We start from the raw sequence: 25,115 nt of genomic DNA, 5'->3' as shown, positions 1-25,115 counted from the left end.
AATTGACTGACAAGTTGTTGAATACCCCGCTGCGCGCAGTTCAATCACGGGGTAGCGCAAGAGGATCTGGACCGCTGGCGTGCGGACGGAATCGCACTCTGGTGCCGCGTCGCGGCGCCAGCATGATGGAGCGACGCACGATCCGCTCGGACGTGCTGTCCACCGCATCGAATTCGCCCTCGCGCACCAGCACCTGCAGCACAGTGATCAGCTCCCGCATGCTGAAAGCCGCACCCAGACAACGTTTTACGCCGCCCCCGAACGGTACCCAGGCATATGTCTGCGGCCGCGATCCCAGGAAGCGCTCCGGCCGGAAGTCGCTCGGGCGGTCGTAGACGGCCGGATTCCGGTTGATCGCAACGATGTGTACGACGATGCGGGTGCCGGCAGGGACCAGGTAACCGCCCAGTGCGAACGGCTGCGCGGCGACCCGCGCAGTCAGCGGCGCCGGCGGACGCACTCGCAGCGTCTCGTCGATCACTGCCGTCGTGAATGCTTCCTCGCCGGCCAAGGCCTCTGCCCGCACCCGGCGCAGCGCGTCCGGATGATGCAGCAGCAGATCGAACACCCAGGCCAACGTCGTCGCGGTGGTTTCGTGACCGGCCAACATCAGGGTGATCAGATCGTCGCGAATTTCGCTGTCCGACAAGACCTGGCCGTCGTCGCCACGCGCGCACATCAACAGAGCCAGGATGTCGCGCTGAGTCGCGAGCGTGGGGTCGGCGCGGCGCGCGGCGATCAGGGGCATGACGACGTCGTCGATCTCCCGGTTGGCCCGGGCGCGCGAAGGCCAGATGCGCAACGTACCGAGGCCTCGCAACGCGTAGCGAACCGTCAATTGCTCTGAGACACCAAGGTTTAACAGCCGATCGAAGGGCTGTCCCAACCGCCGGACTTCGTCGGGATCGTCGACCCCGAAGATCACCCGGACGATCACGTCCAGCATCAACTTCCGTGCGGCATGCAGCATCTCGAAGGGGCGGTCCACCGGCCAGTCCCGCATCGCCGCCCGCGCGGCCTCTTCGATGATGGGCACGTATCCGCTCAGCGCGGACCCGTGCAGCGGCGGCGTGAGCAACTTGCGCCGCCGCAGGTGTTCCGGTTCTTCCTGCACGAACATCGATCCCGATCCGTAGATCGCTGCGGCGGGCCCCACTCCCGCACCGCCGAGTAACACGTCGGTCGGGGCGGTGAAGACTTCTTTCGCAAGTGCCGGATCGGACACGATGGCAACGTCACCGAGGCTGAGGATCGGCATTGTCATCAGCGGTCCATATCGACGGATCAACCGCATCATCCGCCGCTCGCCGCCGAGGAGGTACATCACGGCATACGCGGTTGCGCACGCGCCGCGTAACCCGCGCGGTGCGGGCAGACCGGGCGGCGAAGGTAGCCCCACGGTCGGTGACGCTACTGCATAGCCGATGCCGTACGGCTGAGCCGGCTGAGTGTCAGGCGCAGTCCGCGCAGATCTGGCGTCCGCCGGTGGAGACGCGCAACCGGTTGCGATGCTGGACCAAATAGCAGCAGGAGCAAGTGAACTCGTCGGAGCGCTGGGGGATCACCACCACCGACAACTCCTCGCCGGACAGGTCGGCGCCCGGCAACTCGAAGAAGGACGCATCGTTGAGGTCGTCGTCGACGACCGCCGTCGCGAGCTTGGGCATGGATCCCAGTTCGCTGAGCGCATTCTTGTCGGCGGCGTCGGCCTCGGTCACCCGGCGGGCGTCATAATCGCTAACTGTCGGCATAGCTCTTCCCTCCTGAGTGACCGGGCTAGGCACCTAGTGGTCGCCCGTTGGCTCAGGCAGTACCCCGTTCGAATGCTGCTCACACCCACCGGAGAACAAGAAATTGCACACCCGCAAAATTTGCGTGACGCGGACTCAGAGCGCGGGCCAACCACCCGCATAGGACGCCACCGCAGGGACGGTTGTGGTGCGCGCGTAGGCTTTCCGCCGCTGCGTGCGGGAGGCCCAGGCCATCCCGAACCACGGCGACATGATGGCTGCCACTAGGGCGACGCCCGCCAGCAGTTCGTGGCCGGTCGCCAGCGCCACCAGACCAGCCAACAGTCCCAGCACCCAGACCGCGGCGGCCGCCACACCCGGCACGCTGATCACCCGACCACCGGTCGTGGTGTCTAGGCGCCCGAGCGGGTCAGACCCGAGATGAACCATGCTGCACTCCCAAGGCCGAAGCGAAAACCAGTATCCAGCTACTATAGCCTATGGATACTGTTGCTTGGCGCACTGAGTGGCGGGCGGCACGCCAGCCGCACGCAGGGACGGAATGCGAATCCCGCTGCCCTACGTGCGGACTGGCGTGCTGACGAAACTCAGGGGCGCGTTGCCGGGCCCGTGACGTGCGTCGCAGCGGTGTTGGCGTTCGGCCGACGGTCACGACGGAGCAGACCGGCCAAGCCGCCCAGCCCGAGCAGTCCGAGCAGTCCCCACTTGCCCGAGTTGTCCTCCTGACGCTGGTTGGTGTCGTTGTCCGCCAATGTGATCGTCGTCGCCGACGGCGCGGGAGCGATCTCGGTGGCGGCGGAAGCGACCCCGGCACCGCCGAACAGCAGGGCGCCGGTGACAGACGTGACAGCAAGGATCTTGTGCATGGTGATACTCCTGAAATGGATGAATAGTGACGCCAGAGACCGAACCGGCTGTTTGAGTTCGACTGGCAACGCGACCTGCGGTGGTATCCGCAACGCTGGCAGGAGATCTACCCGCCCGCGCGTCAGGTAAACCGGATCGCCGAGAAGATTTCAACAGGTGTGCAATGCAGATCCGCGGGTAGCCTGCGACGGTGAGCGACACCGCAGTGCTTGTCATCGACATGTTCAGTGACTACGACCATCCGGATGCCGAGCAGTTGGCCGAAAACGTCGCTGCCGTCATCGATCCCCTGACCGGGCTCATCAACGAGGCGAACGACCGCGACGACGTCGACCTGATCTACGTCAACGACAATCAGGGCGACTTCACCGCAGACCACGACGCCATCATCAGCAAGGCGCTGGCGGGCAAGCGACCGGATTTGGTCAAGCCGTTGGTTCCGGCATCCGGCAGCAATTTTCTGGTCAAGGTGCGGCACAGCGTCTTCTACGCCACATCGGTGGACTATCTGCTGCACCGGTTGGAATCCAAGCGCATCGTGCTGACCGGCCAGGTGACCGAACAGTGCATCCTCTACAGCGCATTGGACGGCTATGTCCGCCACTACGACGTCGTCGTGCCGCCCGATGCGGTGGCTCACATCGACGAGGGACTCGGGTCCGCCGCACTGAAGATGATGGAACGCAATATGAGTGCCGAATTGCTGGCCGTTGCCGACTGCCTGGGCTGACGTGCCCAGCTTGCAAAACCGAAGGGACAGTTCATGACCGAACACAAGCCGCAGAACGCCGAGTCCGACGCGGACTCCGACGACAGAGTCGCCGAGTCACGCGCTGGGCGCGACGAGGACGGCGACTACGTAGGGCGCACCGGGGCCGACGACGACTTCGACGCCGGGGAAACCGGCGCGGAGGCGCGCAGCAACGACGGCTGAGCTACCGCTGTAGATCGACCATTAGCGGCCGGTGGTCGGAGATGGTCATCAGATCCGCTGCCCCGGCAGCACCGACAAGTTTTCGATCGTCGGTGAGGATGTGGTCGAGCTGGCGGACGGGGTCGGTCGCGGGGAACGTCAGCGCAGTTGCCAACGGCCGCATGCCCGTCCAGCGGTGCACGGCTGCCGGCGTCGCATTGAGGTCGCCCAGCAGCAGGCGCGGCCCGGGCGAACCTCGCAGCGCGCGAACCAGCCGCCGCAACTGGTACCTGTTCCAGCCCGGCACGAAGGACAGGTGGGTATTGGCCACCGTCATCGGTCCCAGTGGCGTCTGCAACCGCGCGATGACCGCCGCCCGTGGTTCCTCGTCGACAACCACCACTTTTCGGGCTCCCGGGAGGTAGACGGGTAGGCGCATCGGAATTCGGGGTAGCCGCACCACCTGCCAACTCGACGCCGGGAACCGGGAGAGCAGCGCGATCCCGTAAGCGGCGGTGCCGGGTTGTTCCTGTCCGGTGGCCGCCATCCACGTTGCCCCGGGCGTGCCGGAGATGGCGGCGACAAAGCGGTGCTCGACCGCGGCCATCGCTTCGGCCGCTGCCGCTGTCAGATCGGCCCGGCCGGACCTGGGCTGGTCGACGTCGACTTCCTGTAACGCAAGCACGTCAGGATCGAGTCGCCGCACGCAGTCCTGCAGCCGCTGCAGGTCGACCCCATCGCCCACGGTGCGACCGTGCAGGATGTTGAATGTCGCCACCCGCACGGCTATTCCCCTGCTCCGGGTACTTCTTCTCGTGCCGCCACCGACCGTCCGTCGCCGGTGTCGAATACCTCGATGACGACGTCGGCGTCGCGGTAACCGCCCAGTGATTTGAGCCCCGGGGTGGCGTGCAGGATGTCGTGTGCCTGGTCGCCGGTGAGCGGGTAGTCAGCCACGGGATGCCGCCAGTGGGCGGCGAGCACGGTTGCGCCAGGTCGCAAGCGAGGGCATTCCCGGCGCAGCACGGCAGCCAGCGTGTCGGCGGTGAGGTAGTAGGCGACTTCGCTGAGCACCAGCAGGTCGAAGGGCCCATTGGGCCACGGCTCGTCCAGCGACCCGCGGGACAGTATCACCCGGTCCCGGCAGCCCTGGTCGACAAGCCGTGCGTCGGCGGCGCGGATTGCCGCCTCGGCCACGTCCATCGCGGTGACGTGGGCGCAGCGCGACGCGAGCAACGTGGTCAACGTTCCGATCGAACAGCCCGGCTCAAACGCGTGTCTGTACCGGCGAATTGGCAGCAATGCCAGGGTGATCGCGTATTTGCGTTGTTCGTACCACCGTGACGACAACTGCCAAGGATCGTCGGCGCTCGCATACATGCGGTCGAAGTACGCGTCGGGCAGTCGCGCGGTCATCGAAAGACCAACTCCCCCACCGCCATCAGCCGATCCAGCACCACGGGAGGCAGCACCGCGTCGGGGCCGTGCGGTTCGAACTGACTGCGAAAGCAGTGCGCGGCTTGTTGTTTGCGCTGCATTGCCCGACGGTCCGACGGCAGCGTGTGGGCGCTGTCCCAGGGCACGTCGGGATCACCCGGAGTGGCCCAGTGCCACATCCACACCGGATACTCCAACAGCTGTACCCCGTTGCGCGCGCACGCGGTCACGGCCGCGCGACCCACCGCCTCGTGATCGGGATGCCCGTCGCCCCGCCAAGTCGCCGCACACCAGGTACCGGGCGCGGACCCAGTGAGGATGTCGGTGAGCAGATCGGCGATTCGCTCCTCACACTCGCCCAATCTGCCGTCGGGCAACCCCAGCGATATCGGTGCGGCAACGCCTAATACCATTGCTGCACTGCGCAATTCGCTTCGACGCAGGTTTTCGAGACGGGTCCGCTCCTCAGCAGGCGCGTGCGGCTGCGCGGCACCGCCGTCGCTGACCGAGACCACTTCGACCGCCACCCGCGACGCGACGAGCTGTGCAATGGTGGCGCCCATCCCCAGCGTCTCGTCATCCGGATGAGCTCCGACGACGACCAGTCGCGTGCACGGACTCAGATCCAGGGGTGGCGGCCGGTCGGCGGCCAGCCACTGCTGTGCGGACGTCCCACCGCTGGCCAGCGGAGTCGCAGCGAACCGGTGTCCGTTGCTCACGGTCTTCAACGGCCGGGCCGCCCGACCAATCGCCCGATCTCCGCCAGGTCGCGCTCGGCATGGCTCTGCCGGATGTAGATGCTCAGGTCGGCGACCCGCTGCGCATGCCGCCCGTCCTGGCACAGCGGACCGGGTCCCAGTGCGCGTCCGGTGCGGGTGATCGCCTCGTCGGCCGCGTGTTCCACGACGGCGCGGACCCGCCGGGCCAGTAATTGCGCTGTGCCCGAACGGTCGAACGGATCCGCGTCGATCTGGGCTGCCGTGCCCGCCAGCATCGCGTCCCCGGCCGCCAGCGCGGCGTCGACCGCCCCCAGGTGCGCCAGCGCATACGCGTCGGCCGACTCGCTGCCGGCGCAGCGGTACAGCGGGTCGGCGACCCGGCGGGCACCCCCCAACCAGCACGCGGCAACCCCGATCGCCCCGTGCCAGAAGCCGGGCCGGGTCAGATACTGACCCGGGCTGCCGACCAGGATCGCGTGCACGTTGTTGAACTGCACCGACCGGGTGTCGCTGCCGGCCATTCCGGGGTTCCACCAGGTGCTGGGCAACGGTTTGACCCCGGTATCGGTCAGGGTCACCGCGAACAACCCGCGGCCGCCTTCCGGCAGCCGGGCGGTGACCAGCGCATTGGTGCAGAAACCAGCCCCCGAGCACCACACCTTGGTGCCATTGAGCAGATATTCGTCACCGGCGATGCCGGTCGCGGCCAGCACGGCGTCGGAAGCCTCCGCCGCCCACACGCCCCACAATTGGCGCGGCTCAGGTGGTTTGCCGCCCAGCTCGTCCAGGATTGCGACCGCGTCGACGTGCGCCTCCGCGATGCGGGCGGCCGGGATGTCCTCCTCGGCCAGCTTGGCCAGGCGCTGCCAGCGTTCGGCCGTGTGTCCCGAGGCGGGCAACGGCATCTCGAGCAGTCCGGACTCCAGCCAGTGCTGGACCAGTCCCGCGGTCATGAGCGGTCCCCTGCCATCGACTTCTTCCCGGCACCGGCCAAGGTGCGCAAGTGGTGTGCGAAACCGCGCGGTGCGCGGCCCTTGGTGCGCGCTGACGTGATCACCGACTGCGCAGCGTCGCGGCGTATCCGGTATCCGGCGGCCTCAAAACGCCCGACGAGTTCGACGTCCTCACCGGACGACAGCGCGCGAAACCCACCGACGTCCCAGTACGCCCGGGAATCGAATCCCATATTCGCGCCGTGCACGTGATCGTGCTCACCGTTGATGCGCTGGTTGTAGGCCCGCAGATACCGGCGCGCGACTTCGACACCGTGCCGGCGCCAGTCAGCCACCCGCACCAGGCCGAGATACATATCGGCGCCGCAATCGAGTTGGCGCACCAGCCAATTCGGTTCCACGGTGCTGTCGGCGTCGGTGGTCGCGTACCAGCAGTCGGCGTCGGATCCGAACTGGGTACGGACGAAGTCGAATCCCGCTGCCCGCGCAGCACCGACATTGCGCGCCTCCACCCGAACGAAATGCACGTCGGCGCCGTACCGCCCGGCCAGCTCGGCACTGTCGTCCTCACTGGCGTCCAACACGACGACCACGGTAACCGGTATGGGGGCACACAATGCCGCGGTCAGGACCGCACGCAAGCAGGCCGGCAGACTCGCGCTCTCGTTGTGGGCGGGAATCACGACCGCAGCGTGGTGGTATGGACGCGGCGCTGCGGTTGACATAGCGAGATGAATTTCCGGTTTGCCCACTGCTTAAACGGCGCTGGTCAGGTTGCCAACGACGGCGCACCGGGTATGTGATTACCGCGATGACCACTCAATTGCGCGAGGCACTCCGAGTCGCCGCGTCCGCGCTCAAGGAACACGGCCCGCCCTTCGCCTTGGCGGGCGGCTATGCGCTCTGGGCCTACGGTGCGCCCGAACCTACCCACGACGTCGACTTCGTAGTCGCCGAGTGCGATGTGCCCGCTGCTGTCTCGGCGCTGGAGAAGACAGGCCTGACCATCGAGCGGCCACCGGAGGACTGGCTGTTCAAGGCACACAACGGTGACGCGGTGGTCGATGTGCTGCACCGGGTCAACGGCGCTCGGGTGGAGCCTGCTGACCTGGGTCCGGCCGAAGACCGTGTGGTGCTGGGACTTTCGTTGCCCGTGCTGCCACCGACGGTGGTGTTCATCCAGCGGTTACGCGCCTTGACCGAGCATTACTGTGACTTCGGCCATCTCATTCCGGCGGCGCGAGCAGTGCGGGAGAAGATCGACTGGGCCCTGGTCGAGGCCGAGACGGCCGACAACGACTTCGCAGTCGCGTTCCTCGTGCTGGTCGATCGACTCGGTGTGCGCGCGTGAAATGTGCGCTGCTGGGTATCTCCTAACCCATGGACTCACACCCTGACCGGGACGAAGACCTGGCGAACGTGGTCGACGACCTCGAGGAAAACGTGACGGGCGAGACCGCGGAAGAAAGGCGCGCGGCTGAACCGGAGCCGCCGGACAGCGCCAAGCAGGAACCGCCGGATTGATCTCCGGTCAGTGGTTGCGCAGCTTCGCGACCAGCTTGTCCTTGGTCAGACCTGAATATCCGGATATGCCAAGCTCTTTGGCCCGCTTCTTCAACTCCGGCACCGTCCAGTCGTCGTAGGATCCCGACTTGCCGCCCTTGCGGCTGACTTTGGACTTGCCTTGACCGGCAGCCGCATTGGAGATCCGTGCCGCCTTCTCTTTCGAATCACCCTGTTTACGCAAGTCTTTGTAGAGTTTCTCGTTCTTGATCGACGAGTTCGGCATACTTGTCACCCTCCTGCCCGGTGCTCGGAAAACCGCAGCTAGGTTGCCCCGTTACGGCGCAATCTAACCGCGCCGGTGATTCACCGAGATTCACCGACGGCCGCTGGTTTGGCCGGGTCGCCACCGGGAACACGGGACTCGACTGGCCGAAATGGACTGGCACCACATACGAAAGGAATGAATCGATGGGCGACAGCGGACCCGAAGAAGGCGCCAAAGGCGTTGCCGAAGGCATCAAGGGCAAGGCCAAAGAGGTCATCGGAAACGTGACCGGCAAAGAGGACCTGGCCAACGAGGGTGAGGCGCAGCAGGACAAGGCCGACGCCCAGCGGGACGCGGCGAAGAAGGAAGCCGAAGCCGAATCCGCGCGGGGCGGAGCTGAGGCAGCCGAGGAGCGCCAGAAGTCCAACCAGTAGTTCCTGGTCAGGTGCGCCGGCGGTAGGTACAGGTACAGCCCGCCGCCGGCGCTCCTGCATGCCCCGATCAGCCTGCGCATCTATCCGAAAAGCGAACCGCTGGGCCGTCGCCGTTTGCCCAAACCATCGAAAGGGGTATCTCCGACTTCTCGTAGTACAGACGAAGGAGTCTCGAGAAATGAACTGTCAGTGAGAGTTGCCGTCGTCAGCGGGGATGACGCGTTTTCTGATTACGAACAATATGGGGTCGCCGACGAGGCATCGTTCTGCGCCGCGCTCGCGGAACAGGGAGTGACCGTCCAGGCACATCGCCGCCGTCGAGACGAATTGATCGCGACACCCGTCAAACCAACTTATCGCCAAGCCTCTGCTGAGGTCGGCCCGTACGATTCGGTGCCGCCGGTGGAGGTTTTGCCGTGGATCGGTCAGTGGTCTGCGATGCTGACCCGGCAGTGGGCGGCGGACCCGCCCGACATCGTGCACGCCTTCGGGTGGCTGGGCGGGTTGGCGGCACAACTGGCCGCCCGACCGGACCGGTTACCCGTCGTGCAGAGTTTCTACGGTCTCGCGGCGCCGGACGGCACCGCGGCCGACGCGGAACGCGCCCGGATCGAACCGCTGCTGGTCCGCAATGCCGCGTGGGTGACCGGCGGCAGCACTGCCGAGGTAGACACCTTGACCCGGTTACGCCGCCGCCGCGCGCAGCTTTCGGTCCTGTCCACCGGAATCGACGTCGATCTCCACACGCCGCCCGGACCGAGGGTGGTCGACGACGGCTCGTTTCGCATTCTGCAGCTGGCACCGAACAGCATGCCCTGCAACGGATTCGACAAGTCCGTTCGCGCACTGGTCAAACTTCCCGCCGCGGAGTTGGTGATTGCGCAGACGAACCCCCTGGACGCAACAGACAGACCGACGGCAGCGCTGCGGGAACTCGCCGCCAGACTCGGTGTCCGCGACCGGGTGCACTTCGTCGGACACGTTGTCCCCGAAGATGTTCCGGCTCTCATGCGGTCCGCCCACGTGGTTGCGTGCACACCCCGACGGGCGCCGCAGGCGACGACAGCTTTGCAAGCCATGGCCAGCGGAGTGGTAGTAGTCGGTGCCGCCGTGGACGCTCTGAACGATGTGGTGATCAACGGGGTCACCGGACTACTGGTGTCCCCCGATGATTCTCGCGAATTAGCGTCAGCCCTGCGCGCTCTTGAGCACCAGAGCTTTCAGCGGGACAGCATGGGTTCGGCCGGCCGCTCCCGGGCGGTGTCGCGGTTCAGCTGGAATCGGGTCGCGATGGATGCACTGAGCATCTATCACCAGACCCTGTCGCGACACCTGGGGGTGCCACGAGACCCGGCAGGCCGCGTCAAGTTCCACACCGTGGCATAGGAACAGATGCCTGTGCTACCCGCAAGAAACGGGAATTACTACTCCAGCAACGCAATTCGATACCGGCAATTCCGTACCACCACGTCCGAGACCGCGACTCAGTTCTTCGCCGAGGCGTACCAGCCGGGGTGGCGGATCAGCAGTCTGGCGCGCGGCACCTCGATCACCCATCGGCGTTTCGAAGCCGATTGCGTCACGGTGGACGAGTTGCTGGTGGAAGGTCGGGTGGGGTGTGAGATCCGACCCACCGACTCTGTCGTGGCCATTCAGCCGCGCGCGGGTTCGCTGACCGTGGCAGGCGACCCGGGCGCTCGGCTGGAAATGGCAGTGCTCGCCGCCGACGGTCTGCCCTGCGTGCTGCAAGCCAACACCGCACGCTTTCACGTCGTCAGCATGAATCTGCAGCTGTTGAGTCACGTTGCGGCCGAGCGAGGTGGGCCGCTGGCGCAGCGATTCCAGTTCCTGGACTGCCGTCCGCGCACCGACGCTGTTGCCCATTCCTGGAGTCAGGCACTCGATTACGTCATCGCCAGCTTCGGACGCGCGGAGACGACCAGTCAGCCGTTGATCGTTGCGGCGGCAGCGCGCCTGCTCGGTGCTGCGCTGCTCGAGTGCTTCCCATCCAATCTGCACGCCGACCGCGAACTGCTGAGCAACCCGACCCTGCCGCCCAGCCTGAAGGTCGCGGTCTCGTTCGTTCACCGCCACTGCGGAGATGGTATCGGCGTCAACGACATTGCCGACGCGCTGCGCATGACGCCGCGGGCGGTGCAGTACCTGTTCCGGCAACACCTGGGCACGACGCCGACCGAGTATCTGCGGCGCACCCGGTTGCAGCGTGCCCATCAAGACCTCAGCGCCGGCGACCGGTCCACCACCACCGTCGCCGAGATCGCGCAACGCTGGGGCTTCAGCCACACCGGCCGATTCGCCTCGATCTATCGTGCCAGCTACGGGCAGAGCCCGCACACCACCCTGCAGCAGTGATCAGTGCCCGTCGCGCGGAGTTCGCAAGAGCCGGTCGACCCGATAGGCAGCGTCGTCTTCGTCGTCCTGCGTGGTGATCTCAGCGACCACCCGCTCGGCGATATTGCGCAGTTTGACGTTGGATTCCTGGGACAGTCTGACCAGTATGTCGAAGGCCGAATCGGAGTTGACGCCGTAGCGCAGCATCAGGATTCCCATGGCCTGGTTGATGACGGCGCGGCGGGAATCGACGGCCAGCAGCGCCTCGCTGAGATGCTTTTGCAGGTCGGCGTCGAACTGGTCGGTGATGTCGATGTAAAAGCCGCCGATTCCAAGCAATCGGCCGTCGGGCCCGGAGAATCGGTCTCCCACCACTACGACAACGTGGGTCTCGCCCCGGGTGTCGATGATCCGGTGTCTGCTGCTGAACGCGGCACCGTGCCGGCGCACCTGCTCGATGAGCTCCGGCACGGTGGGTTTGTCGTCGGGATGTTTGTGCTTGAGCAGCAATTGGGTGTTCGGCGTGACGGTACCGGGTTCGTAACCATGCATCCGTGCGACCTCTTCGGACCACTCCCAACGGTCCTCACGGGTCAGGTAGCGGAATCTACCCACCGCGGGCCACCGGCGGCCCTTCTTTCGCCGCGAATCTGCGCACACCCGCCTCATATTATTCGGCCCCGGTACGCACGGACCCCTTTTGCACGACTCAGGCCGTTTTGGCCAGCCTCGCAGTCCCAGATGCATTGTCACTTCGGGCGACTCGCCGGATCAGCTTGTGGGTGGCCTCTTCCAGAATGAGTTGACCGGCGCCAGCACGACGGGCCCGTGCGGCCCGCTGCACCGCCTTCTCGATGGTCGCTCCCTGCCGGTAACCGCGGACCACCCGCGGATCGACGTAGGAGCCGCGCGCGACCGCCGGGGTGTTGCCCAACTCCGCAGCGACCTCCCGCATGACGGCGGCTTCGATCTTCTTGGCCTGCCGTTCCGATACCGCGGGGTCGGCGTCGGCGAACGCCGCGGCGGCCAGCACCGTGCCGTGCCAGGTGCGCAGGTCCTTCACGCTGTACTCGCTGCCGACCAGCTCCTTGAACCGCGTGTTGATGTCGTCAGCCTTCACCTCGACCCAGTTGGAACCGTTGCGGCACACCAGGAATCGACCGCTGCAGTCGGTCCTGCGTAATAGCGCGCGTACCGCCCGGACCACTTCGGCGTTCTTGACCTCGTACTGACGTTGCACACCGCTCTTGGCGGGGTAGTCGAACGCCACCGCGTCCTTACTTACCGTCACGTGCTCACACAACAGCGTCGCCAGCCCGTAGGACTCGTTCTCCTCGGCGTACTGCTCACCGCCGGCCCGGAAGTAGCCGAGGTCCAGCAGGTGCAGACCCAACGCCAGCACCCGTTCCCGATTCAGTCCGCGACTGTCCAGGTCGCGTGCGATCTGCTCGCGCCAGGCCGGCAATTTGGTGGACAGCTCCAACACCCGGTCGAACTTCTCCTCGGCGCGTTCCTGTTGCCAGAGCTCGTGATACAGGTATTGCCGGCGGCCGGCTGCGTCGGTCCCGACAGCCTGGATGTGACCGTTGGGATACGGCGAGATCCATACCTTCTTCCAGGCCGGCGGGATGACCAAGTCCTTGATCCGCTGCACCGTCTTGTCATCCGTCAGCAGGTCACCGTCCGGGCCGTAGAAGGCGAAGCCCTTACCGCGGCGCTTGCGGGTGATTCCCGGCTTGCTCAACACACTGCGGCGCAGCCGCATGGTGGGTCCTCCGCATGTCCCCGACTCGCGGTCGGCTGCAGCCTGAATTACCCGCGCGGCCAGCACTTACACCTTGCGCAGCACCAGCGGCACCAGCAGCCAGGCGACGCCCAGCAACGCCAGTGCACAGCTCCCCGCGGTGATGCCGGCAATGTTGCCGGCGACCGCACTGAAGATGATCACCGTCATCCCCGTCAGCGCCAGCCCCAACAGGCACAGCCCCCAGAACGCACAGCGGTGCGCCGCGGAAACCAGGACAGCGGTCCGGTGCCGCCGGAACAGCAGGCGGTGCAGGCCGACCGGTGTGATCAGCATGATCGTCGCACCCACTGAGCACCCGACGGTCACCAGGTACACCACCCGCATGTCGTGGTTCAGCACGTCGAACCGGGTTTGGAACGGCAGCGTCAACAGGAACCCGGTGAGCAGTTGCACACCGGTCTGCACCACTCGCAGCTCTTGCAGCAGGCTGTTCCAGTTGCGGTCGAGCCGCTCGACTTCGGTTTCCCCACGTTCGCGGCGATCCCAGTTCTGGTCCCGTTCCGGATGATCGACATCCATGGCGTGATCATGCCGAACGACCCGCCACCGGGTGGTGGCGGGTCGTTCGGTTCAGTGCGGTTGAATCAGCCGGCCATGAACTCGTGGTAGGCCGACTCCAGGTTCGACGGCAACGCCGTCACATTGCACTGCCGTTCGGTGTCGCCGATCGGCGCCAGAATCCCACGCAGGTCGTGGTACTCGTTGGGATGCGCGGTGAAGTAACCGCGAATGTTGGCGGCCGCCTCACCCCGCGGCTGACCGTAGGCGTCCATTACCACCCGGTTGGCGCCCGGGTGACCGGCGAGGTACTGCTGCGCTGCGCCGGTGACGGACGAGACGGTGGCGTTGACGCCTTCCGGGCTGCAGTCGGGTGCCGCCGCGGCCGATGGCGCGCCGACGATTCCGATAACGACTCCCCCGAGCAGACAACCGGCGCTGACACCGGCCACTCGTCGTGACGCGACGATACTGCTGAATTTCATAATGATGTGTTCCTCCGCATTAGCGAACTGATCGCCAGGGCTCCCGAGTCCCTGAAATCCAAAGTAGCGGAAGCAAAATCGCGATCGTTTGTTGTTCGCGGCTGCCGAACAAACCAAACCATCCGGGCTCGGGGAAATATGTGACACGAGCAACTCGTGTTGCCCTATTAGCTAAACGAACGAGTAAACGTGCGCGCAAACGCTGAGAATTCTCAGAAACTCGGCGGGTTTCTTAACGAATCGTGACCTGAATTCGTGACGCAACCGTTATCTCGGATCCGCCCGGGTCAGCGGTTGAGCTTGCCGTCCCGCGCGCCGGTCAGGGCGTCGTCGAGAGACGGGTACAGCGGGAATGTCTTATCCAGACCGGTCAGATGAATCGGTCGCCGGGTCGCCGGACCCCGGGCCACCACGCCGAACTCCGCAACGTCACCGAGTTTCTCGTAGGTGGCCGCCAGGATTTTCAAGCCCACCGAGCCCAGGAATTCCACCGCGGACAGATCGATGATCAACGCGGCCGGTCGGTCGACCAACACGCCGTCGATTGCTTCGTCGAGGGCGGGCGCCGTAACCAGGTCGATTTCGCCGCCGATGCTGAGCACGACTACTCCGTCGTGGTCAGAGACCGTGGCGGTGATCGAATCAGGAGCTGACAATGGCGATCCTTCGTCCGGGTGTGGTGCAAGCCTAACCTGCTGCGGTAATGGCGAGAAGAAGAAGACCTCAACATCCTCAACCCTGCACCTCAAGCTAGTCTCCCCATAGCACCCGCGCCCGGCAGGCCTTGGAGGCAACGATGTCTGATTCGACGACGTCTGATTCGACGACGGATTTCACCAGCAATGCCGCCGCCGGCGTCTCCAGCGAAGGCTTGCTGCCGCAGCTGGTCCAGCACCTGAGACGGAACCGGACCGCGCTGCGCGAAGAGTGGGCCCGCAGAATCACCGAAGCCGAACTGCTCACGGCGATGACGCCGGAGGAGATCTTCTCCGAAGCGACCGCCGTCTACGACAACTACGTTGAGGTGCTGGAGACCGGCAGCGTCGAGGCGCTGCAGGACTACGCGCGCGACCTGTCTGAGCGGATCATTCCGCGGGGCGTGGAAACCGACGAAGTCCTCGGCATCGTGCTGCTGTTGCGCGACGTGCTGGCGCGCTCGCTGTTCGAGAAGTATCAGGCCGAGTTCGACATGCTGAACCAGGTGCTGGACGCCTATGAGCCCGCCGCCAACCGGATCGCCAACACCGTGGGCGTCAGCTTCGTCCAGGAGCGCGAACGCATCATCCGCCAGCAGCAGGAGGCCATCCGCGAACTGTCCACGCCGGTGCTGCAGGTGCGCGAACAGCTGCTGATTCTGCCGATCATCGGCGTGTTGGACAGTCAACGCGCCCGGCAGGTCACCGAGCAGTTGCTGCGGGCGATTCGCGCCAACCGGGCCAAGGTGGTCGTCATCGACATCACCGGTGTGCCCACCATCGACTCCACGGTGGCCAACCATCTGGTGCAGACGGTCGACGCGTCCGGGCTGATGGGTGCCAGCGTGATCATCACCGGGCTGTCCTCGGAGATCGCCCTGACGCTGGTGACGATCGGCCTGGACCTGTCCAAGATGAATGCCGTCGGCGACCTGCAGGGTGGGATCGAGGAAGCCGAGCGGCTACTCGGCTACGAAGTCACCCGCACCGGCGAGTAGCCAAGCTCCGCATGCCAGTTCCGATTCTGAAACAGGGCGCGATTCTGATCGCGACGGTGCAGGCCGCGTTGACCGACTCGGACACCGAGCGCCTGCGCGAAGATCTGATGGAGCGGGTCAGCCGGTTTCGCGCGCAGGGCATCGTTGTCGACGTCACCGCCATCGACGTGATGGATTCGTTCGCCGCCCGCTCGCTGCGGACGATCGCGCACATGACCCGGCTGCGTGGGGCGACCACCGTGATCGTGGGTCTGCAGCCCGAGGTCGCCTTCGCCATGGTGCAACTCGGCCTGGCCTTCGACGACATGAGCACCGCGCTCGACCTGGAAGAAGGCATCGCGGTGCTGCACAAGAAACTGGGACTGAATAAGTCGACGATCGGGCGCGACGGTGGCGGGTGAGATTGTGGTCGCCATCAACACCTCGGACGACATCGTCGCCGCCCGCAAAGCCGGGCATCAGCTTGCCCTCGACCTCGGCTTCTCGTTGACCGACGTCACGATGATCTCCACCGCGATCTCCGAGATCGCGCGCAATATCACCAGCTACGCCGGCCGCGGCGAGGTGCGGGTCGCGGTCGCCGACCGGGAGGGCCGCAGGGCGCTGGTGGTGCGCGCCGAGGACGACGGACCCGGCATCGCCGACATCGACCGCGCCATGGAGGACGGTTACACCACCGGGCGCGGGCTGGGTATGGGCCTGCCCGGTGCGCGGCGGCTGATGGATCGGTTGATCGTGGAGTCCGCGCTCGGTCGGGGCACGGTCATCGAGATGTGGAAATGGGTCCCGGCCCGTGCCTGAGCAGGTCCGGTCCGCGGGCCGGTTCGGTCCGATCGAGTGGGCGACGGCGAGTCGGGCACGGCCGGGCGAGCACGTCTGCGGCGATCAGTCGATCGCCGTCGATATCGACAACGACCACGCACTCTTCGGTGTGCTGGACGGCCTCGGTCATGGCCCGGAGGCCGCCAGCGCCGCGCTCACCGCGATCGAGGCACTCGACGGGGCTCGTAGCGAACGCCTCGAGGTGCTCATCCAGCTGTGCCACCGGGTGCTGGAGGGCACCAGGGGTGCCGCGATAACCCTGGCGACGATCGATTTCCAGGCGTCGAAACTCACCTGGACCGGCATCGGCAACGTCAGCGCCCACTTGGTCGCCAAAAGCATCAGCGGCGCCCAGATCCGGTCCAGCGCCCGACTGGCCGGCGGCATCGTCGGCTACCGGATACCGGAAACCCGTCCCGCACAAACGGTTCCGATCCGCACCGGGGATCTCCTGGTCGTCAGCAGTGACGGGATCACCGAAGATCACCTCGACCACATCGACTTCGCCGCGTCGGCCAAAGACATCGCCGAGCAGATACTCACCAAGCACGCCAAGGAAAGTGACGACGCGATGGTTCTTGCCGCGCGGCACCGGGGCATTCCGACATGAGCAGTTCGGACGACTTCCACACCCAGTACCGGTCCGCGCTGAGCAGTTACCTGGACGCCCGCGACGAGGACGTCCTGGCACGGGGTTACGAACTCGGACGCCGGGCGCTGCAGGAACGAATCAGCATGCTCGACATCATCGAGCACACCTTCCAAATGCTCAACGACCTGTCCAGGACCGCTGCCGCCGAGCGCGCCCCCGCCCTGGAATTCCTGCTGCAGACACTGGCGCCGCTGGACGTCGCAACCCGCGGATTCCTGGACGGCACAAAGAAATTCGCGGCCGAGCGGGCCCGGGCAGAGGATCTGGCGGATCGTGACAAATTCCGCACCGCGCTGGTGAACTCACTACAGGAGGGGTTCTTCGTCGCCGACCAGGATGGTGCGGTGATCGAAGTGAACAACGCGTTCGCCGATATTCTCGGCTACGGCGCCGAAGGCCTGCCCTACCCGTGGCCGCAGCCCTGGCTGGTCGATCAGGAGGGCGTCTACCGGCACCAGCGGCGGCTACGCAGCGAAGGCAGCGCCCAGTACGAGATTCCGGTCCGCCACCCGAGCGGCCATCTCTTGTGGGTGGCAGTGAGCATCAACGCAGTCCGCAGCCCCGACGACGAGGGCGACGTCTACGTCGGCACGGTGCGTGACGTCACCGCCCAGCGCGCATTCGCCGCGCGCGAGGGTGCGGTGCTGCGACTGGCCACCTCGGTGGCCGTGGCCAAGAGTGTGGCCGAGGTGCTGCAGGTGACCCTCGAAGAGTGCCGCACCGCCGTCGACGTGCAGCGCGTGGTGGCGGTGTTGTGGCCCAGCGGCGATGGCGAGCCGACCGTCGAGGTCGCCGGCGAACCCGCTGAATCGAGCTGGCGCACAATGGATCCGGTCCTGCGGCAGACTTTCCTGGATGCCCGTCACCAATTGCCGCTGACGGCCAAGACGGTCGAGTGGCCGGACGCGCCGGGCAAGGCCCGCGGGTTGGTCGTCATGCTGTCCGGCACCGGGGATGTCGCGCTGTGGTTGGAGCTTCGTACGCCGCGCTGGGTCAGCGGGGAGGATCGGTTGCTGGTGACCGTTCTGATCGGCCATCTCAGTCTGGCCATTCAGCATGTCCGCCAGTTCGAGAATGCGCGGGTGACGTCGCTGACGCTGCAGCGGGCCATGCTGCCGCCGATGCAGCCGCCGCCGGGCTTCGCGGTGCGGTATGAACCGGCGGTCGAACCGCTGGAAATCAGCGGCGACTGGTACGACGTGATCGCGATCGACGACCGGCGCATCGGTATCGTCGTCGGTGACTGCGTGGGCCGCGGGTTGCCGGCGGCCGCGATCATGGGTCAGCTGCGCAGCTCGTCGCGGGCCTTGTTGCTCACCGGGGCCAAGCCGGCCGTGCTGCTCGAGCAGCTCGACGCGGCGGCGTCGCTGATTCCGGACGCCTACTGCACGACGGTGTTCCTGGCGATCTTAGACACCGAGTCCGGGGTGCTGGAGTACAGCAATGCCGGCCACATGCCCGCCGTGCTGGTCAAGCCCCGACCGGGGGCGGATTCGGAGACGACGCTGCTGACCAATGCCGGTTCGGTGCCACTTGCCGTGCGCCGCAACACAAGTCGTCCGCAGGCCGCCGAGGTGCTGCCGCCGGGATCGACGCTGATGTTGTTCACCGACGGCTTGGTGGAGCGCCGGCACGAGTCGATCGACGATGGCCTGGCCCGGGTCGCCGAAGTGCTGACCGACGCGGCTCAGTTGCCGGTCGACGCGGTGGCCGAAACGGTGCTGGACAAGCTGGCGCCGCAGGCCGGCTACGACGATGACGTCGCGATGGTGGTCTACCGGCACCAACTGGCGCCGCTGCGCATCGAAACCGATGCCACCGCAGCTCAGCTGGCGGCGGTGCGACGGCGGCTGCGTTCGTGGTTGCGGGCCGCCGAGGTCCCGGAGGAGCTGGCGGGCGACATCGTGCTGGTGGTCGGGGAGGCCTGCACCAACTGCGTCGAGCATGCCTATGCCGGGGAACCCGCCATGAAAATGCTGGTCGAGATGCGTGCCGACCACGGCGAGATCTGGGCGCGGATCGTCGACACCGGTCGTTGGAAACCCCCGGCGGCGAATCCGCGCACTGGCGGGCGTGGCCTGCCGCTGATGCGGGCGATGAGCGAGTCGATGGAAGTCGACCACGGCGTCGACGGCACCACGATCGAGGCCGTCTTCCGTTTGCCTGACCGATAGCGGGGTAATAGATCGTTGTGACTCATGTGTCGGTAGCCGTGGAGCCTGTCCTGCCCGCGGCACACGGTCCCCTGTCGACGGCGGTGTGCCGCGCGTTGACGGCGCCGGCCGCGCGCGAGCAGTCCGGCCGGATCAGTGCCGCGGTAGGTGACTCCGACCCGTACGGCCTTGACCTGCAGCTGGCGCTATACCTCTGCTACGAGCTGCACTACCGCGGTTTCGCGTCGGTGGACCCGGGTTGGGAGTGGAATCCCGCTCTGCTGGGTTTCCGGGCCGAATTGGAGCGGGTCTTCCTGGCCGGCGTGCGCCGCGACGTGGGACCCATCGGGCCCACCGACACGGCAGCCGCCGAGATGGACGCCCTGGCAATCGAACCCAAGAACGGCACGGGTCTGTCCTACTACCTGCGGGACAGCGGCACCTGGGAGCAGATGCGGGAGTACTTCGTCCACCGATCGCTGTACCACCTCAAGGAGGGCGACCCGCACGCCTTCGCCATTCCCCGGCTCACCGGTACCGCCAAGGCAGCCTTCGTCGCGGTGGAGTTCGACGAGTACGGAGCCGGCCGGGGTGCCCAGATGCACCAGCAGCTGTTCGCTGACCTACTGGAGGCGGCAGACCTGGATTCGACGTACCTGGGTTATCTGGATTCGGTGCCCGCGGAGGCGTTGGCGGTGGTGAACCTGATGTCGATGTTCGGGTTGCACCGCAGGCTGCGGGGTGCGGCGGTCGGTCATTTCGCGGCGACCGAAATCACGTCGCCGCCGGGGTCACGACGGATGGTCGACGCCCTGCACCGCATGCAGGCGCCCGCGGCGTGCGTCGAGTTCTACCGTGAGCACGTGGAGGCGGACGCCGTGCACGAGCACGTGGTGCGCCTCGACGTGGTGGGAGATCTGGTTTCTCGCGAACCGCAGTTGGACTGCGATGTCGTGTTCGGCATCCGCGCCAATGCGGCCGTGGAGAACCGTCTGGCAGATGTCATCATGGCGTCCTGGCAGCGGGGGGAATCGTCGCTGCGGCGGCCGCTCAGCTAGTCAGGTTCTTGACTTTGGTCGACCGGCATCTGCGATGGCTGGTATCGCACAGCGGATAGTCCTGGCTGCGCCGACAGGTGCAGACCGCCACCATGAAGCGGTCCGATTCCACGACATTGCCGTCGGGCATCTCGATTCGCACCGGACCGGAGACCAGTACCGGACCGTTGGGAATGACCTGCACTCGCGTGGTGCTCATGGCTTGTCTGCTCGAATGACCACGATTTCTTCCTCCCGATGGCCCGGGCGGATGAGCCCCAGTTCCTCGAGCCATTCTGCTCGTGCCGTCAGCACCGGTCCAAACGGAATGAGTTGACTGGCAACGACGTCGGCGTCCAACCCGGTGGCACGCAGCTGGTCGATCGACTGCTGCACACCGGCCAGCGCCGAGTGCACCAGGAGCAGAGATCCGCCGTTGCACAACAACTTTGACGCCGTTTCGCACAGCGGGTCCAGTACTTGCCGACCGTCGGGGCCGGCGTTCCACGCCCACGACGGACCGGCTGCTGCGGGGATACGGTCGGTGTCGTCGAGCGGAGGGGCGGGCACATACGGCGGATTGGAGACCACCACGTCGAACGGGGCGCAATCCAACGCGTCGACCCACGAGCCTTGGCGCACATCGACATCGGCTCCGACGCAGGAAGCGTTGCTGCGTGAATAGCGCACGGCCTGCGGACAGATGTCGAAGGCGGTGATGCTGGCACAACCCATCTGTGCCGCCGAAATCGCGACGTAACCCGATCCGGTACACAGGTCCAGCACCCGACGGCCCCGGATCAGACCCGTCCACCGCATGGTGTCCACGAGCAGGTGCGAGTCGTGCTGCGGCTGGTAAACCCGTTCGGCAATCGGAGTCGAATCCGAAGCTGGCAACGTGGCTGTCATGGCCAGATTAATGCCCGCAGACGATCGTGTTAAACCTGCTTTGCCAATGCCCGGTGCTATCGGGCGCGCGCCGGAGCCTGGGCAAGCTGCTTGATGACGGCTTTGCAGAACGCGGCGAGGTCCTTCGGTGAGCGACTGGTGATGATGTTTTTGTCCTCCACCACCTCTTCGTCGACCACCCGGGCACCCGCGTTGCGCAGATCGGTGCGGATGCTGCCATACGACGTCATCCGGCGGCCAGCAACCACGCCGGCTTCCACCAGCGTCCAGGGCCCGTGACAGATGGCGGCGACGGGCTTCCCGGAGTCGACGAAGTCCCGCACGAAGGTGACGGCATCTTTGTCGGCGCGTAGCTTGTCGGGATTGACCGTGCCGCCGGGCAGAATGAGTCCGTCGTACTCGTCGACCGATGCGTCCGAAACCTTGCGGTCGACCTTGATAGTGCCCGCCGGCTCCAGATCGTGGTTGCGGGCCTCGATTTCACCGTCTTCCAGCGACAACAGGTAAGTCTGGGCTCCGGCCTCCTGCAGCGCCTGGCGGGGTTGCTCGAATTCGACCTTCTCCACCCCGTCGGCGGCCAGAAACGCGATCCGCTTGCCGTCCAATTCATTTGACATGGTTTCCACTCCTTTACGGGTTGAGGATCACCTTGGTGCAGCTGTCCTGCTTGTGCTTGAAGATCTCGTAACCATGCGACGCCTGGTCGAGTTGCAGGTGGTGACTGATGATGACGGTCGGGTCGATATCGCCCTTGCGGATGCGTTCCAGCAACGGTCGCATATACCTGTGCACGTGGCACTGACCCGCCTTGATGGTCAACGATCGGTTCATGACCGCGCCGATGGGGAACTTGTCGATCAACCCGCCGTAGACGCCGACGATCGAGATCGTTCCACCGTTGCGGCAACTCATGGCCGCCTCTCGAAGTGCGTGTGGCCGTTCGGTTTCCAGCCGCGCGGCCTGTTTCAACCGGTCATAGGCGTCGACCAGAGTCGATCCGTTGCGGGCCTCCGACCCGACGGCGTCGATGCAGTGGTCCGGTCCGCGGCCGGCCGTCATGTCCTGTAGCTCATCGAGTACCGACGTCTCAGCGAAGTTGAGCGTCGTGGCTCCCAATTTCTGCGCCAGTTCAAGCCGGTACGGAACCTGGTCTATGGCAATGACTTTCGAAGCGCCCAGCAACAGGGCGCTGACCATGGCGAATAAACCCACCGGGCCGGCGCCCCATACGGCCACCACATCACCCGGCTGGATGTCGCACATCTCGGCGCCCATGTACCCGGTCGGCAGGATGTCGGAGAGGAAGAGCACCTGATCGTCGGTCAGATCGTCCTCGACCTTCAACGGGCCGACATCGGCGAACGGCACCCGCACGTATTCGGCTTGCCCACCGGCGAACCCGCCCATCATGTGGGAGTAGCCGAAGATACCTGCGGGCGAATGCCCCAGCAACTTCTCTGCCATCCCAGCATTGGGATTGGAGTTCTCGCATAGCGAGTACAGGTCGCGGCTGCACGCCGAACATGCCCCGCATGCGATCGGAAAGGGGACCACCACCCGGTCACCGACCGTGAGGTTGCCGACATTCTTTCCGATTTCGACGACTTCGCCCATGAATTCGTGTCCGAGCACGTCGCCGTGCTTGACGGTGGGGATGTATCCGTCGTAGAGGTGCAGGTCCGACCCGCAGATGGCGGTCGAGGTCACCCTAATGATGGCATCGCGGTCGTTGAGGATCTTCGGGTCCGGAACCGTTTGCACCTCAACGCTATTACGCCCGGCCCACACTGTTGCTTTCATGCTTGACTTCCTTGGTTGGCGGGTTGGGCGTTCTGCTGGTGCATCTGCTGGAAGGAGACCGTCCCGCCGGGCGATCCGTCCGAGCGCGTCACCTGGCCCGTTTCGATGATCTGTTTGAATCGACGGAGATCGTCGTTGACCTGCTGTTGAGGTGACTCACCGAGTAGCGCGGCCGCCGCCTTGGCCAGACCGCCACCCGGCAGTTGATAGCCGATGGTGACTCGGACTTCGGTACCCTTGCCGGAGCCGTCGGGGGTGAAGTCGACACAGCCGCTGTTGTCAATTCCCGAGCCGGGCAACGACTGCCACGATATCCGCTTGCCGGGCACGTCGTCGACGATCCGCGCGTCCCATCGAATGGGTTGCCCCACCGGAGCGTTCGCGACCCAGTGGGAGCGGCCGTCGGCATCGATGGTGACCGACTGCAGGTGATGCATGAAGCTGGGCAGGTTTTCCAAGTCCCGCCAAAAGTTGTAAACCTCGTCGGGAGAACGCAGTACGGTAACAGCGGCGCGCAGCGATTCATGATGTTGTCCGCCCGCATGGCGCGGGCTTTGACCGCCGGTGGTACTCAGAGCGGCGTACAGATCGAGGCCGCCGATCACCGTGAGGGCGGCGAGGGCGATGCTGCCTCTGGTGCGGCGACCGGGCCCACGCCGGGCTACGCCGGCAGCCAGCACTGCGACGTCAAGTACGTCGCCGGCCACCCGCGTCCACACCAGCTTTTCGGAACCCAGCAAAAGCGCTGCGCCGTGGCCACATTCGCGAACACCCAGCGCCTGGATGATCTTCCGAGCCCGCGGTGTCTCGTCGACACCGGCGAGGTCCGCCACTCTGCTTGGTGCCAATATCTCCGACAAACCAAGCCCAAAACTGGCTACGCCAAGGCCTTTCACCAATGCCACGGTCCTGCTAGCGGACTCATTCATTACCAACACCCCTCGTTCAGACCCGGTAGCGGATCCGACCCGCTCGTGTTACGGCAGCCATACCCGGGCTCTGGCCAGCCAAACCTGCCTAGGTCGAGGCTGCGCGCAACGACTCCAGCAGTGGTTCGGCGGCTTCCTCGAGGAATTGCTGCTGTGTGTCGCCGCCGATTTGGATGAGCGCGACGTCGCTGAAACCGCCTTCCCAGAACGGCTTGACTGCTTCGACGATGGCGTCCAGGTCCGGGCCGCACGGAATGCTCTCGGCGACATCTTCGGGCCGGACGAATTGCGTCGCGCCGGCGAAACCCGCGGGTGTCGGCAGGTCGGCGTTGACGGCCCAGCCGCCGGCAAACCACCGGAACTGGTCGTGTGCGCGCTTGATGGCGGTGTCGCGATCGGGATCCCAGCAGATTGGGATCTGGCCGATGACCCGCCCGGCCCCGGGCCACCCGCCGCTCTGCCGCGCCACATGCCACGCGTCGACCAGTTCGCTGTCGGGCTGCACCGCCACCAAGTGGTCGGCGAGTTTGCCCAGCTTGTCCACGCCCCTGGCACCCGCGAGCGCTACCGCGATGCCGGGCAGCACGTCGGGCACATCCCACAATCGCGCCGAATCCACTTGGAAGTAGTCACCCTTCCAGTCGACCAAGTCCCCGCTGAACAATTCGCGGATGATCTTGATGGCTTCGCGCAGCATGTCCTGCCGTCGCTCGACGGTCGGCCAACCTTTGCCGACCACATGCTCGTTGAGGTTTTCACCGCTGCCCAGACCGAGGGTGAACCGCCCGTCGGCGAGGATCTGAACGGTGGCGGCTTGTTGCGCGACGATCGCCGGGTGATACCGCATCGTCGGGCAGGTCACGTACGAGTAGAGATCTACGTTTTCCGTGGCGTGTGCCACGGCGCCGAGCACCGCCCACGCATTGGGCGCATGGCCCTGGGTAGCAAGCCACGGTGAGAAATGGTCGCTGCATACTTCGAAGTCGAACCCACGCTGTTCGGCCGAAACGGCATCGCGCACAAGCTCTTTCGGACCGCATTGCTCTGTCATCAAGGTATAGCCGAACCGTGCCATACCTAAGCGGGTACCCCGGCCCACCGAGTGCAAACGGTGCCGGTCAGAAGGGTGGTGG

The 25,115-nt window shown here is 65.6% G+C and carries 34 protein-coding genes; 13 read left to right on the top strand and 21 right to left on the bottom strand.

Annotated elements, in window-relative coordinates; genetic code table 11:
* Positions 1-40 precede the first annotated feature (40 nt).
* The 4 genes from AC5Y5Z_RS13125 to AC5Y5Z_RS13110 all read right to left on the bottom strand — a co-directional run bounded on the left by AC5Y5Z_RS13125 (position 41) and on the right by AC5Y5Z_RS13110 (position 2,617).
* Positions 41-1,426 (bottom strand): cytochrome P450, encoded by a 1,386-nt coding sequence (locus tag AC5Y5Z_RS13125; protein ID WP_499925655.1) that lies wholly within the window; start codon positions 1,424-1,426, stop codon positions 41-43.
* A 25-nt stretch (positions 1,427-1,451) separates the two neighbouring features.
* Positions 1,452-1,751, bottom strand: a complete 300-nt coding sequence (locus tag AC5Y5Z_RS13120; protein ID WP_463828745.1) for a DUF4193 domain-containing protein — start codon at positions 1,749-1,751, stop codon at positions 1,452-1,454.
* Between the two features lie 135 nt (positions 1,752-1,886).
* Entirely contained in the window at positions 1,887-2,180 is a 294-nt protein-coding gene (locus AC5Y5Z_RS13115) for a hypothetical protein (protein WP_463828744.1), read from the bottom strand.
* 158 nt (positions 2,181-2,338) lie between these two features.
* A complete protein-coding gene (locus tag AC5Y5Z_RS13110; RefSeq protein WP_499925503.1) occupies positions 2,339-2,617 on the bottom strand; it encodes a WGxxGxxG family protein in 279 nt (92 codons plus the stop codon).
* 191 nt (positions 2,618-2,808) lie between these two features.
* Between AC5Y5Z_RS13110 and AC5Y5Z_RS13105 the strand changes: the two genes are divergently transcribed.
* Both AC5Y5Z_RS13105 and AC5Y5Z_RS13100 read left to right on the top strand, forming a co-directional pair.
* Positions 2,809-3,348 (top strand): cysteine hydrolase family protein, encoded by a 540-nt coding sequence (locus AC5Y5Z_RS13105; protein ID WP_463828742.1) that lies wholly within the window; start codon positions 2,809-2,811, stop codon positions 3,346-3,348.
* A gap of 33 nt (positions 3,349-3,381) precedes the next feature.
* The gene (locus AC5Y5Z_RS13100) at positions 3,382-3,552 is read left to right on the top strand and encodes a hypothetical protein (protein WP_499925501.1); all 171 of its coding nucleotides are present in this window, start codon (positions 3,382-3,384) and stop codon (positions 3,550-3,552) included.
* Position 3,553: 1 nt separating this feature from the next.
* On the opposite strand, the gene AC5Y5Z_RS13095 is transcribed toward AC5Y5Z_RS13100, so the two are convergent.
* From AC5Y5Z_RS13095 to AC5Y5Z_RS13075, 5 genes are read right to left on the bottom strand one after another with little or no spacing between them, the layout of a single operon-like run.
* Positions 3,554-4,315 carry an endonuclease/exonuclease/phosphatase family protein gene (locus AC5Y5Z_RS13095; protein ID WP_463828740.1) on the bottom strand — a complete coding sequence of 254 codons (762 nt, stop codon included), beginning with the start codon at positions 4,313-4,315 and terminating at the stop codon, positions 3,554-3,556.
* A gap of 2 nt (positions 4,316-4,317) precedes the next feature.
* On the bottom strand, positions 4,318-4,947 hold the full coding sequence (locus AC5Y5Z_RS13090; RefSeq protein ID WP_473139900.1) for an SAM-dependent methyltransferase: 630 nt from the start codon (positions 4,945-4,947) through the stop codon (positions 4,318-4,320).
* Positions 4,944-5,696 (bottom strand): PIG-L deacetylase family protein, encoded by a 753-nt coding sequence (locus tag AC5Y5Z_RS13085; protein WP_499925499.1) that lies wholly within the window; start codon positions 5,694-5,696, stop codon positions 4,944-4,946. Before AC5Y5Z_RS13085 ends, AC5Y5Z_RS13090 begins: the two co-directional genes overlap by 4 nt.
* Positions 5,693-6,640, bottom strand: a complete 948-nt coding sequence (locus AC5Y5Z_RS13080) for an acyl-CoA dehydrogenase family protein (RefSeq protein WP_463828737.1) — start codon at positions 6,638-6,640, stop codon at positions 5,693-5,695. Before AC5Y5Z_RS13080 ends, AC5Y5Z_RS13085 begins: the two co-directional genes overlap by 4 nt.
* Entirely contained in the window at positions 6,637-7,365 is a 729-nt protein-coding gene (locus AC5Y5Z_RS13075; RefSeq protein ID WP_463828736.1) for a glycosyltransferase family 2 protein, read from the bottom strand. Before AC5Y5Z_RS13075 ends, AC5Y5Z_RS13080 begins: the two co-directional genes overlap by 4 nt.
* A gap of 86 nt (positions 7,366-7,451) precedes the next feature.
* Between AC5Y5Z_RS13075 and AC5Y5Z_RS13070 the strand changes: the two genes are divergently transcribed.
* Positions 7,452-7,991, top strand: a complete 540-nt coding sequence (locus AC5Y5Z_RS13070) for a hypothetical protein (RefSeq protein ID WP_499925497.1) — start codon at positions 7,452-7,454, stop codon at positions 7,989-7,991.
* 29 nt (positions 7,992-8,020) lie between these two features.
* Positions 8,021-8,164 carry a hypothetical protein gene (locus AC5Y5Z_RS13065; protein WP_463828734.1) on the top strand — a complete coding sequence of 48 codons (144 nt, stop codon included), beginning with the start codon at positions 8,021-8,023 and terminating at the stop codon, positions 8,162-8,164.
* A 7-nt stretch (positions 8,165-8,171) separates the two neighbouring features.
* Here AC5Y5Z_RS13065 and AC5Y5Z_RS13060 read toward each other — a convergent pair whose 3' ends face one another.
* Positions 8,172-8,429: a DUF7218 family protein gene (locus AC5Y5Z_RS13060; RefSeq protein ID WP_473139904.1), complete on the bottom strand. Its 258-nt coding sequence runs from the start codon at positions 8,427-8,429 to the stop codon at positions 8,172-8,174.
* A gap of 185 nt (positions 8,430-8,614) precedes the next feature.
* On the opposite strand from AC5Y5Z_RS13060, the gene mbp1 reads away from it, so the two are divergent.
* The 3 genes from mbp1 (at position 8,615) to AC5Y5Z_RS13045 (ending at position 11,218) form a co-directional block, all read left to right on the top strand.
* Positions 8,615-8,845, top strand: a complete 231-nt coding sequence (mbp1, locus tag AC5Y5Z_RS13055) for a microaggregate-binding protein 1 (RefSeq protein WP_463828732.1) — start codon at positions 8,615-8,617, stop codon at positions 8,843-8,845.
* A 189-nt stretch (positions 8,846-9,034) separates the two neighbouring features.
* Positions 9,035-10,231, top strand: coding sequence for a glycosyltransferase (locus AC5Y5Z_RS13050; RefSeq protein WP_463828731.1), 1,197 nt, complete (start codon positions 9,035-9,037; stop codon positions 10,229-10,231).
* Positions 10,232-10,237: 6 nt separating this feature from the next.
* Positions 10,238-11,218, top strand: coding sequence for a helix-turn-helix transcriptional regulator (locus AC5Y5Z_RS13045; protein ID WP_463828730.1), 981 nt, complete (start codon positions 10,238-10,240; stop codon positions 11,216-11,218).
* Here the strand turns inward: AC5Y5Z_RS13045 and AC5Y5Z_RS13040 are convergent, their stop codons facing one another.
* From AC5Y5Z_RS13040 to AC5Y5Z_RS13020, 5 genes are all read right to left on the bottom strand, one after another.
* Positions 11,219-11,857, bottom strand: coding sequence for a PAS and ANTAR domain-containing protein (locus tag AC5Y5Z_RS13040; protein WP_463828729.1), 639 nt, complete (start codon positions 11,855-11,857; stop codon positions 11,219-11,221). It abuts the gene before it with no gap.
* A 49-nt stretch (positions 11,858-11,906) separates the two neighbouring features.
* A complete protein-coding gene (locus AC5Y5Z_RS13035; protein WP_463828728.1) occupies positions 11,907-12,962 on the bottom strand; it encodes a DNA topoisomerase IB in 1,056 nt (351 codons plus the stop codon).
* Between the two features lie 66 nt (positions 12,963-13,028).
* Entirely contained in the window at positions 13,029-13,523 is a 495-nt protein-coding gene (locus AC5Y5Z_RS13030) for a DUF6328 family protein (protein ID WP_463828727.1), read from the bottom strand.
* A gap of 65 nt (positions 13,524-13,588) precedes the next feature.
* Positions 13,589-13,987, bottom strand: coding sequence for a heme-binding protein (locus AC5Y5Z_RS13025; RefSeq protein WP_499925493.1), 399 nt, complete (start codon positions 13,985-13,987; stop codon positions 13,589-13,591).
* Positions 13,988-14,274: 287 nt separating this feature from the next.
* Positions 14,275-14,643, bottom strand: a complete 369-nt coding sequence (locus AC5Y5Z_RS13020; RefSeq protein ID WP_463828725.1) for an STAS domain-containing protein — start codon at positions 14,641-14,643, stop codon at positions 14,275-14,277.
* A 140-nt stretch (positions 14,644-14,783) separates the two neighbouring features.
* On the opposite strand from AC5Y5Z_RS13020, the gene AC5Y5Z_RS13015 reads away from it, so the two are divergent.
* Genes AC5Y5Z_RS13015 through AC5Y5Z_RS12990 form a run of 6 tightly spaced genes read left to right on the top strand, consistent with a single transcriptional unit; the run spans position 14,784 to position 20,365 of the window.
* Complete coding sequence (locus AC5Y5Z_RS13015; protein ID WP_499925491.1) at positions 14,784-15,680, top strand: STAS domain-containing protein; 897 nt, start codon at positions 14,784-14,786, stop codon at positions 15,678-15,680.
* 11 nt (positions 15,681-15,691) lie between these two features.
* Complete coding sequence (locus tag AC5Y5Z_RS13010) at positions 15,692-16,081, top strand: STAS domain-containing protein (protein ID WP_463828724.1); 390 nt, start codon at positions 15,692-15,694, stop codon at positions 16,079-16,081.
* Complete coding sequence (locus AC5Y5Z_RS13005; protein WP_463828723.1) at positions 16,071-16,481, top strand: anti-sigma regulatory factor; 411 nt, start codon at positions 16,071-16,073, stop codon at positions 16,479-16,481. The genes AC5Y5Z_RS13010 and AC5Y5Z_RS13005 overlap by 11 nt, the downstream gene beginning before the upstream one ends.
* A gap of 31 nt (positions 16,482-16,512) precedes the next feature.
* Entirely contained in the window at positions 16,513-17,112 is a 600-nt protein-coding gene (locus AC5Y5Z_RS13000) for a SpoIIE family protein phosphatase (protein WP_463828766.1), read from the top strand.
* Complete coding sequence (locus AC5Y5Z_RS12995; RefSeq protein WP_499925489.1) at positions 17,109-19,328, top strand: SpoIIE family protein phosphatase; 2,220 nt, start codon at positions 17,109-17,111, stop codon at positions 19,326-19,328. The genes AC5Y5Z_RS13000 and AC5Y5Z_RS12995 overlap by 4 nt, the downstream gene beginning before the upstream one ends.
* A 17-nt stretch (positions 19,329-19,345) precedes the next feature.
* Positions 19,346-20,365: an iron-containing redox enzyme family protein gene (locus tag AC5Y5Z_RS12990; RefSeq protein WP_463828721.1), complete on the top strand. Its 1,020-nt coding sequence runs from the start codon at positions 19,346-19,348 to the stop codon at positions 20,363-20,365.
* Here AC5Y5Z_RS12990 and AC5Y5Z_RS12985 read toward each other — a convergent pair.
* The 6 genes from AC5Y5Z_RS12985 to AC5Y5Z_RS12960 form a co-directional block, all read right to left on the bottom strand.
* Complete coding sequence (locus tag AC5Y5Z_RS12985; protein ID WP_499925488.1) at positions 20,358-20,564, bottom strand: CDGSH iron-sulfur domain-containing protein; 207 nt, start codon at positions 20,562-20,564, stop codon at positions 20,358-20,360. The two genes, AC5Y5Z_RS12990 and AC5Y5Z_RS12985, sit on opposite strands and share 8 nt — an antisense overlap.
* The gene (locus AC5Y5Z_RS12980) at positions 20,561-21,253 is read right to left on the bottom strand and encodes a HemK2/MTQ2 family protein methyltransferase (protein ID WP_463828719.1); all 693 of its coding nucleotides are present in this window, start codon (positions 21,251-21,253) and stop codon (positions 20,561-20,563) included. The genes AC5Y5Z_RS12985 and AC5Y5Z_RS12980 overlap by 4 nt, the downstream gene beginning before the upstream one ends.
* Before the next feature lie 56 nt (positions 21,254-21,309).
* The gene (locus AC5Y5Z_RS12975; RefSeq protein ID WP_499925487.1) at positions 21,310-21,870 is read right to left on the bottom strand and encodes a type 1 glutamine amidotransferase domain-containing protein; all 561 of its coding nucleotides are present in this window, start codon (positions 21,868-21,870) and stop codon (positions 21,310-21,312) included.
* 13 nt (positions 21,871-21,883) lie between these two features.
* A complete protein-coding gene (locus AC5Y5Z_RS12970) occupies positions 21,884-23,053 on the bottom strand; it encodes a zinc-dependent alcohol dehydrogenase (protein WP_499925485.1) in 1,170 nt (389 codons plus the stop codon).
* Positions 23,050-23,886: an SRPBCC family protein gene (locus AC5Y5Z_RS12965; protein WP_499925484.1), complete on the bottom strand. Its 837-nt coding sequence runs from the start codon at positions 23,884-23,886 to the stop codon at positions 23,050-23,052. The genes AC5Y5Z_RS12970 and AC5Y5Z_RS12965 overlap by 4 nt, the downstream gene beginning before the upstream one ends.
* Positions 23,887-24,070: 184 nt before the next feature.
* A complete protein-coding gene (locus AC5Y5Z_RS12960) occupies positions 24,071-25,057 on the bottom strand; it encodes an LLM class F420-dependent oxidoreductase (protein ID WP_463828715.1) in 987 nt (328 codons plus the stop codon).
* Between the last annotated feature and the right edge of the window lie 58 nt (positions 25,058-25,115).

It is taken from the genome of Mycobacterium sp. NGS29 (assembly GCF_059812965.1).
This window is presented reverse-complemented; position numbering and strand designations above follow the sequence as displayed.

Coding starts and splice junctions, on each gene's coding strand:
- AC5Y5Z_RS13120 (WP_463828745.1), bottom strand. CDS start 1,751: ATGCCGACAGTTAGCGATTATGACGCCCGCCGGGTGACCGAGGCCGAC.
- AC5Y5Z_RS13115 (WP_463828744.1), bottom strand. CDS start 2,180: ATGGTTCATCTCGGGTCTGACCCGCTCGGGCGCCTAGACACCACGACC.
- AC5Y5Z_RS13110 (WP_499925503.1), bottom strand. CDS start 2,617: ATGCACAAGATCCTTGCTGTCACGTCTGTCACCGGCGCCCTGCTGTTC.
- AC5Y5Z_RS13100 (WP_499925501.1), top strand. CDS start 3,382: ATGACCGAACACAAGCCGCAGAACGCCGAGTCCGACGCGGACTCCGAC.
- AC5Y5Z_RS13090 (WP_473139900.1), bottom strand. CDS start 4,947: ATGACCGCGCGACTGCCCGACGCGTACTTCGACCGCATGTATGCGAGC.
- AC5Y5Z_RS13080 (WP_463828737.1), bottom strand. CDS start 6,640: ATGACCGCGGGACTGGTCCAGCACTGGCTGGAGTCCGGACTGCTCGAG.
- AC5Y5Z_RS13075 (WP_463828736.1), bottom strand. CDS start 7,365: ATGTCAACCGCAGCGCCGCGTCCATACCACCACGCTGCGGTCGTGATT.
- AC5Y5Z_RS13070 (WP_499925497.1), top strand. CDS start 7,452: ATGACCACTCAATTGCGCGAGGCACTCCGAGTCGCCGCGTCCGCGCTC.
- AC5Y5Z_RS13065 (WP_463828734.1), top strand. CDS start 8,021: ATGGACTCACACCCTGACCGGGACGAAGACCTGGCGAACGTGGTCGAC.
- AC5Y5Z_RS13060 (WP_473139904.1), bottom strand. CDS start 8,429: ATGCCGAACTCGTCGATCAAGAACGAGAAACTCTACAAAGACTTGCGT.
- mbp1 (WP_463828732.1), top strand. CDS start 8,615: ATGGGCGACAGCGGACCCGAAGAAGGCGCCAAAGGCGTTGCCGAAGGC.
- AC5Y5Z_RS13045 (WP_463828730.1), top strand. CDS start 10,238: ATGCCTGTGCTACCCGCAAGAAACGGGAATTACTACTCCAGCAACGCA.
- AC5Y5Z_RS13035 (WP_463828728.1), bottom strand. CDS start 12,962: ATGCGGCTGCGCCGCAGTGTGTTGAGCAAGCCGGGAATCACCCGCAAG.
- AC5Y5Z_RS13030 (WP_463828727.1), bottom strand. CDS start 13,523: ATGGATGTCGATCATCCGGAACGGGACCAGAACTGGGATCGCCGCGAA.
- AC5Y5Z_RS13025 (WP_499925493.1), bottom strand. CDS start 13,987: ATGAAATTCAGCAGTATCGTCGCGTCACGACGAGTGGCCGGTGTCAGC.
- AC5Y5Z_RS13015 (WP_499925491.1), top strand. CDS start 14,784: ATGTCTGATTCGACGACGTCTGATTCGACGACGGATTTCACCAGCAAT.
- AC5Y5Z_RS13010 (WP_463828724.1), top strand. CDS start 15,692: ATGCCAGTTCCGATTCTGAAACAGGGCGCGATTCTGATCGCGACGGTG.
- AC5Y5Z_RS12995 (WP_499925489.1), top strand. CDS start 17,109: ATGAGCAGTTCGGACGACTTCCACACCCAGTACCGGTCCGCGCTGAGC.
- AC5Y5Z_RS12985 (WP_499925488.1), bottom strand. CDS start 20,564: ATGAGCACCACGCGAGTGCAGGTCATTCCCAACGGTCCGGTACTGGTC.
- AC5Y5Z_RS12980 (WP_463828719.1), bottom strand. CDS start 21,253: ATGACAGCCACGTTGCCAGCTTCGGATTCGACTCCGATTGCCGAACGG.
- AC5Y5Z_RS12975 (WP_499925487.1), bottom strand. CDS start 21,870: ATGTCAAATGAATTGGACGGCAAGCGGATCGCGTTTCTGGCCGCCGAC.
- AC5Y5Z_RS12970 (WP_499925485.1), bottom strand. CDS start 23,053: ATGAAAGCAACAGTGTGGGCCGGGCGTAATAGCGTTGAGGTGCAAACG.
- AC5Y5Z_RS12960 (WP_463828715.1), bottom strand. CDS start 25,057: ATGGCACGGTTCGGCTATACCTTGATGACAGAGCAATGCGGTCCGAAA.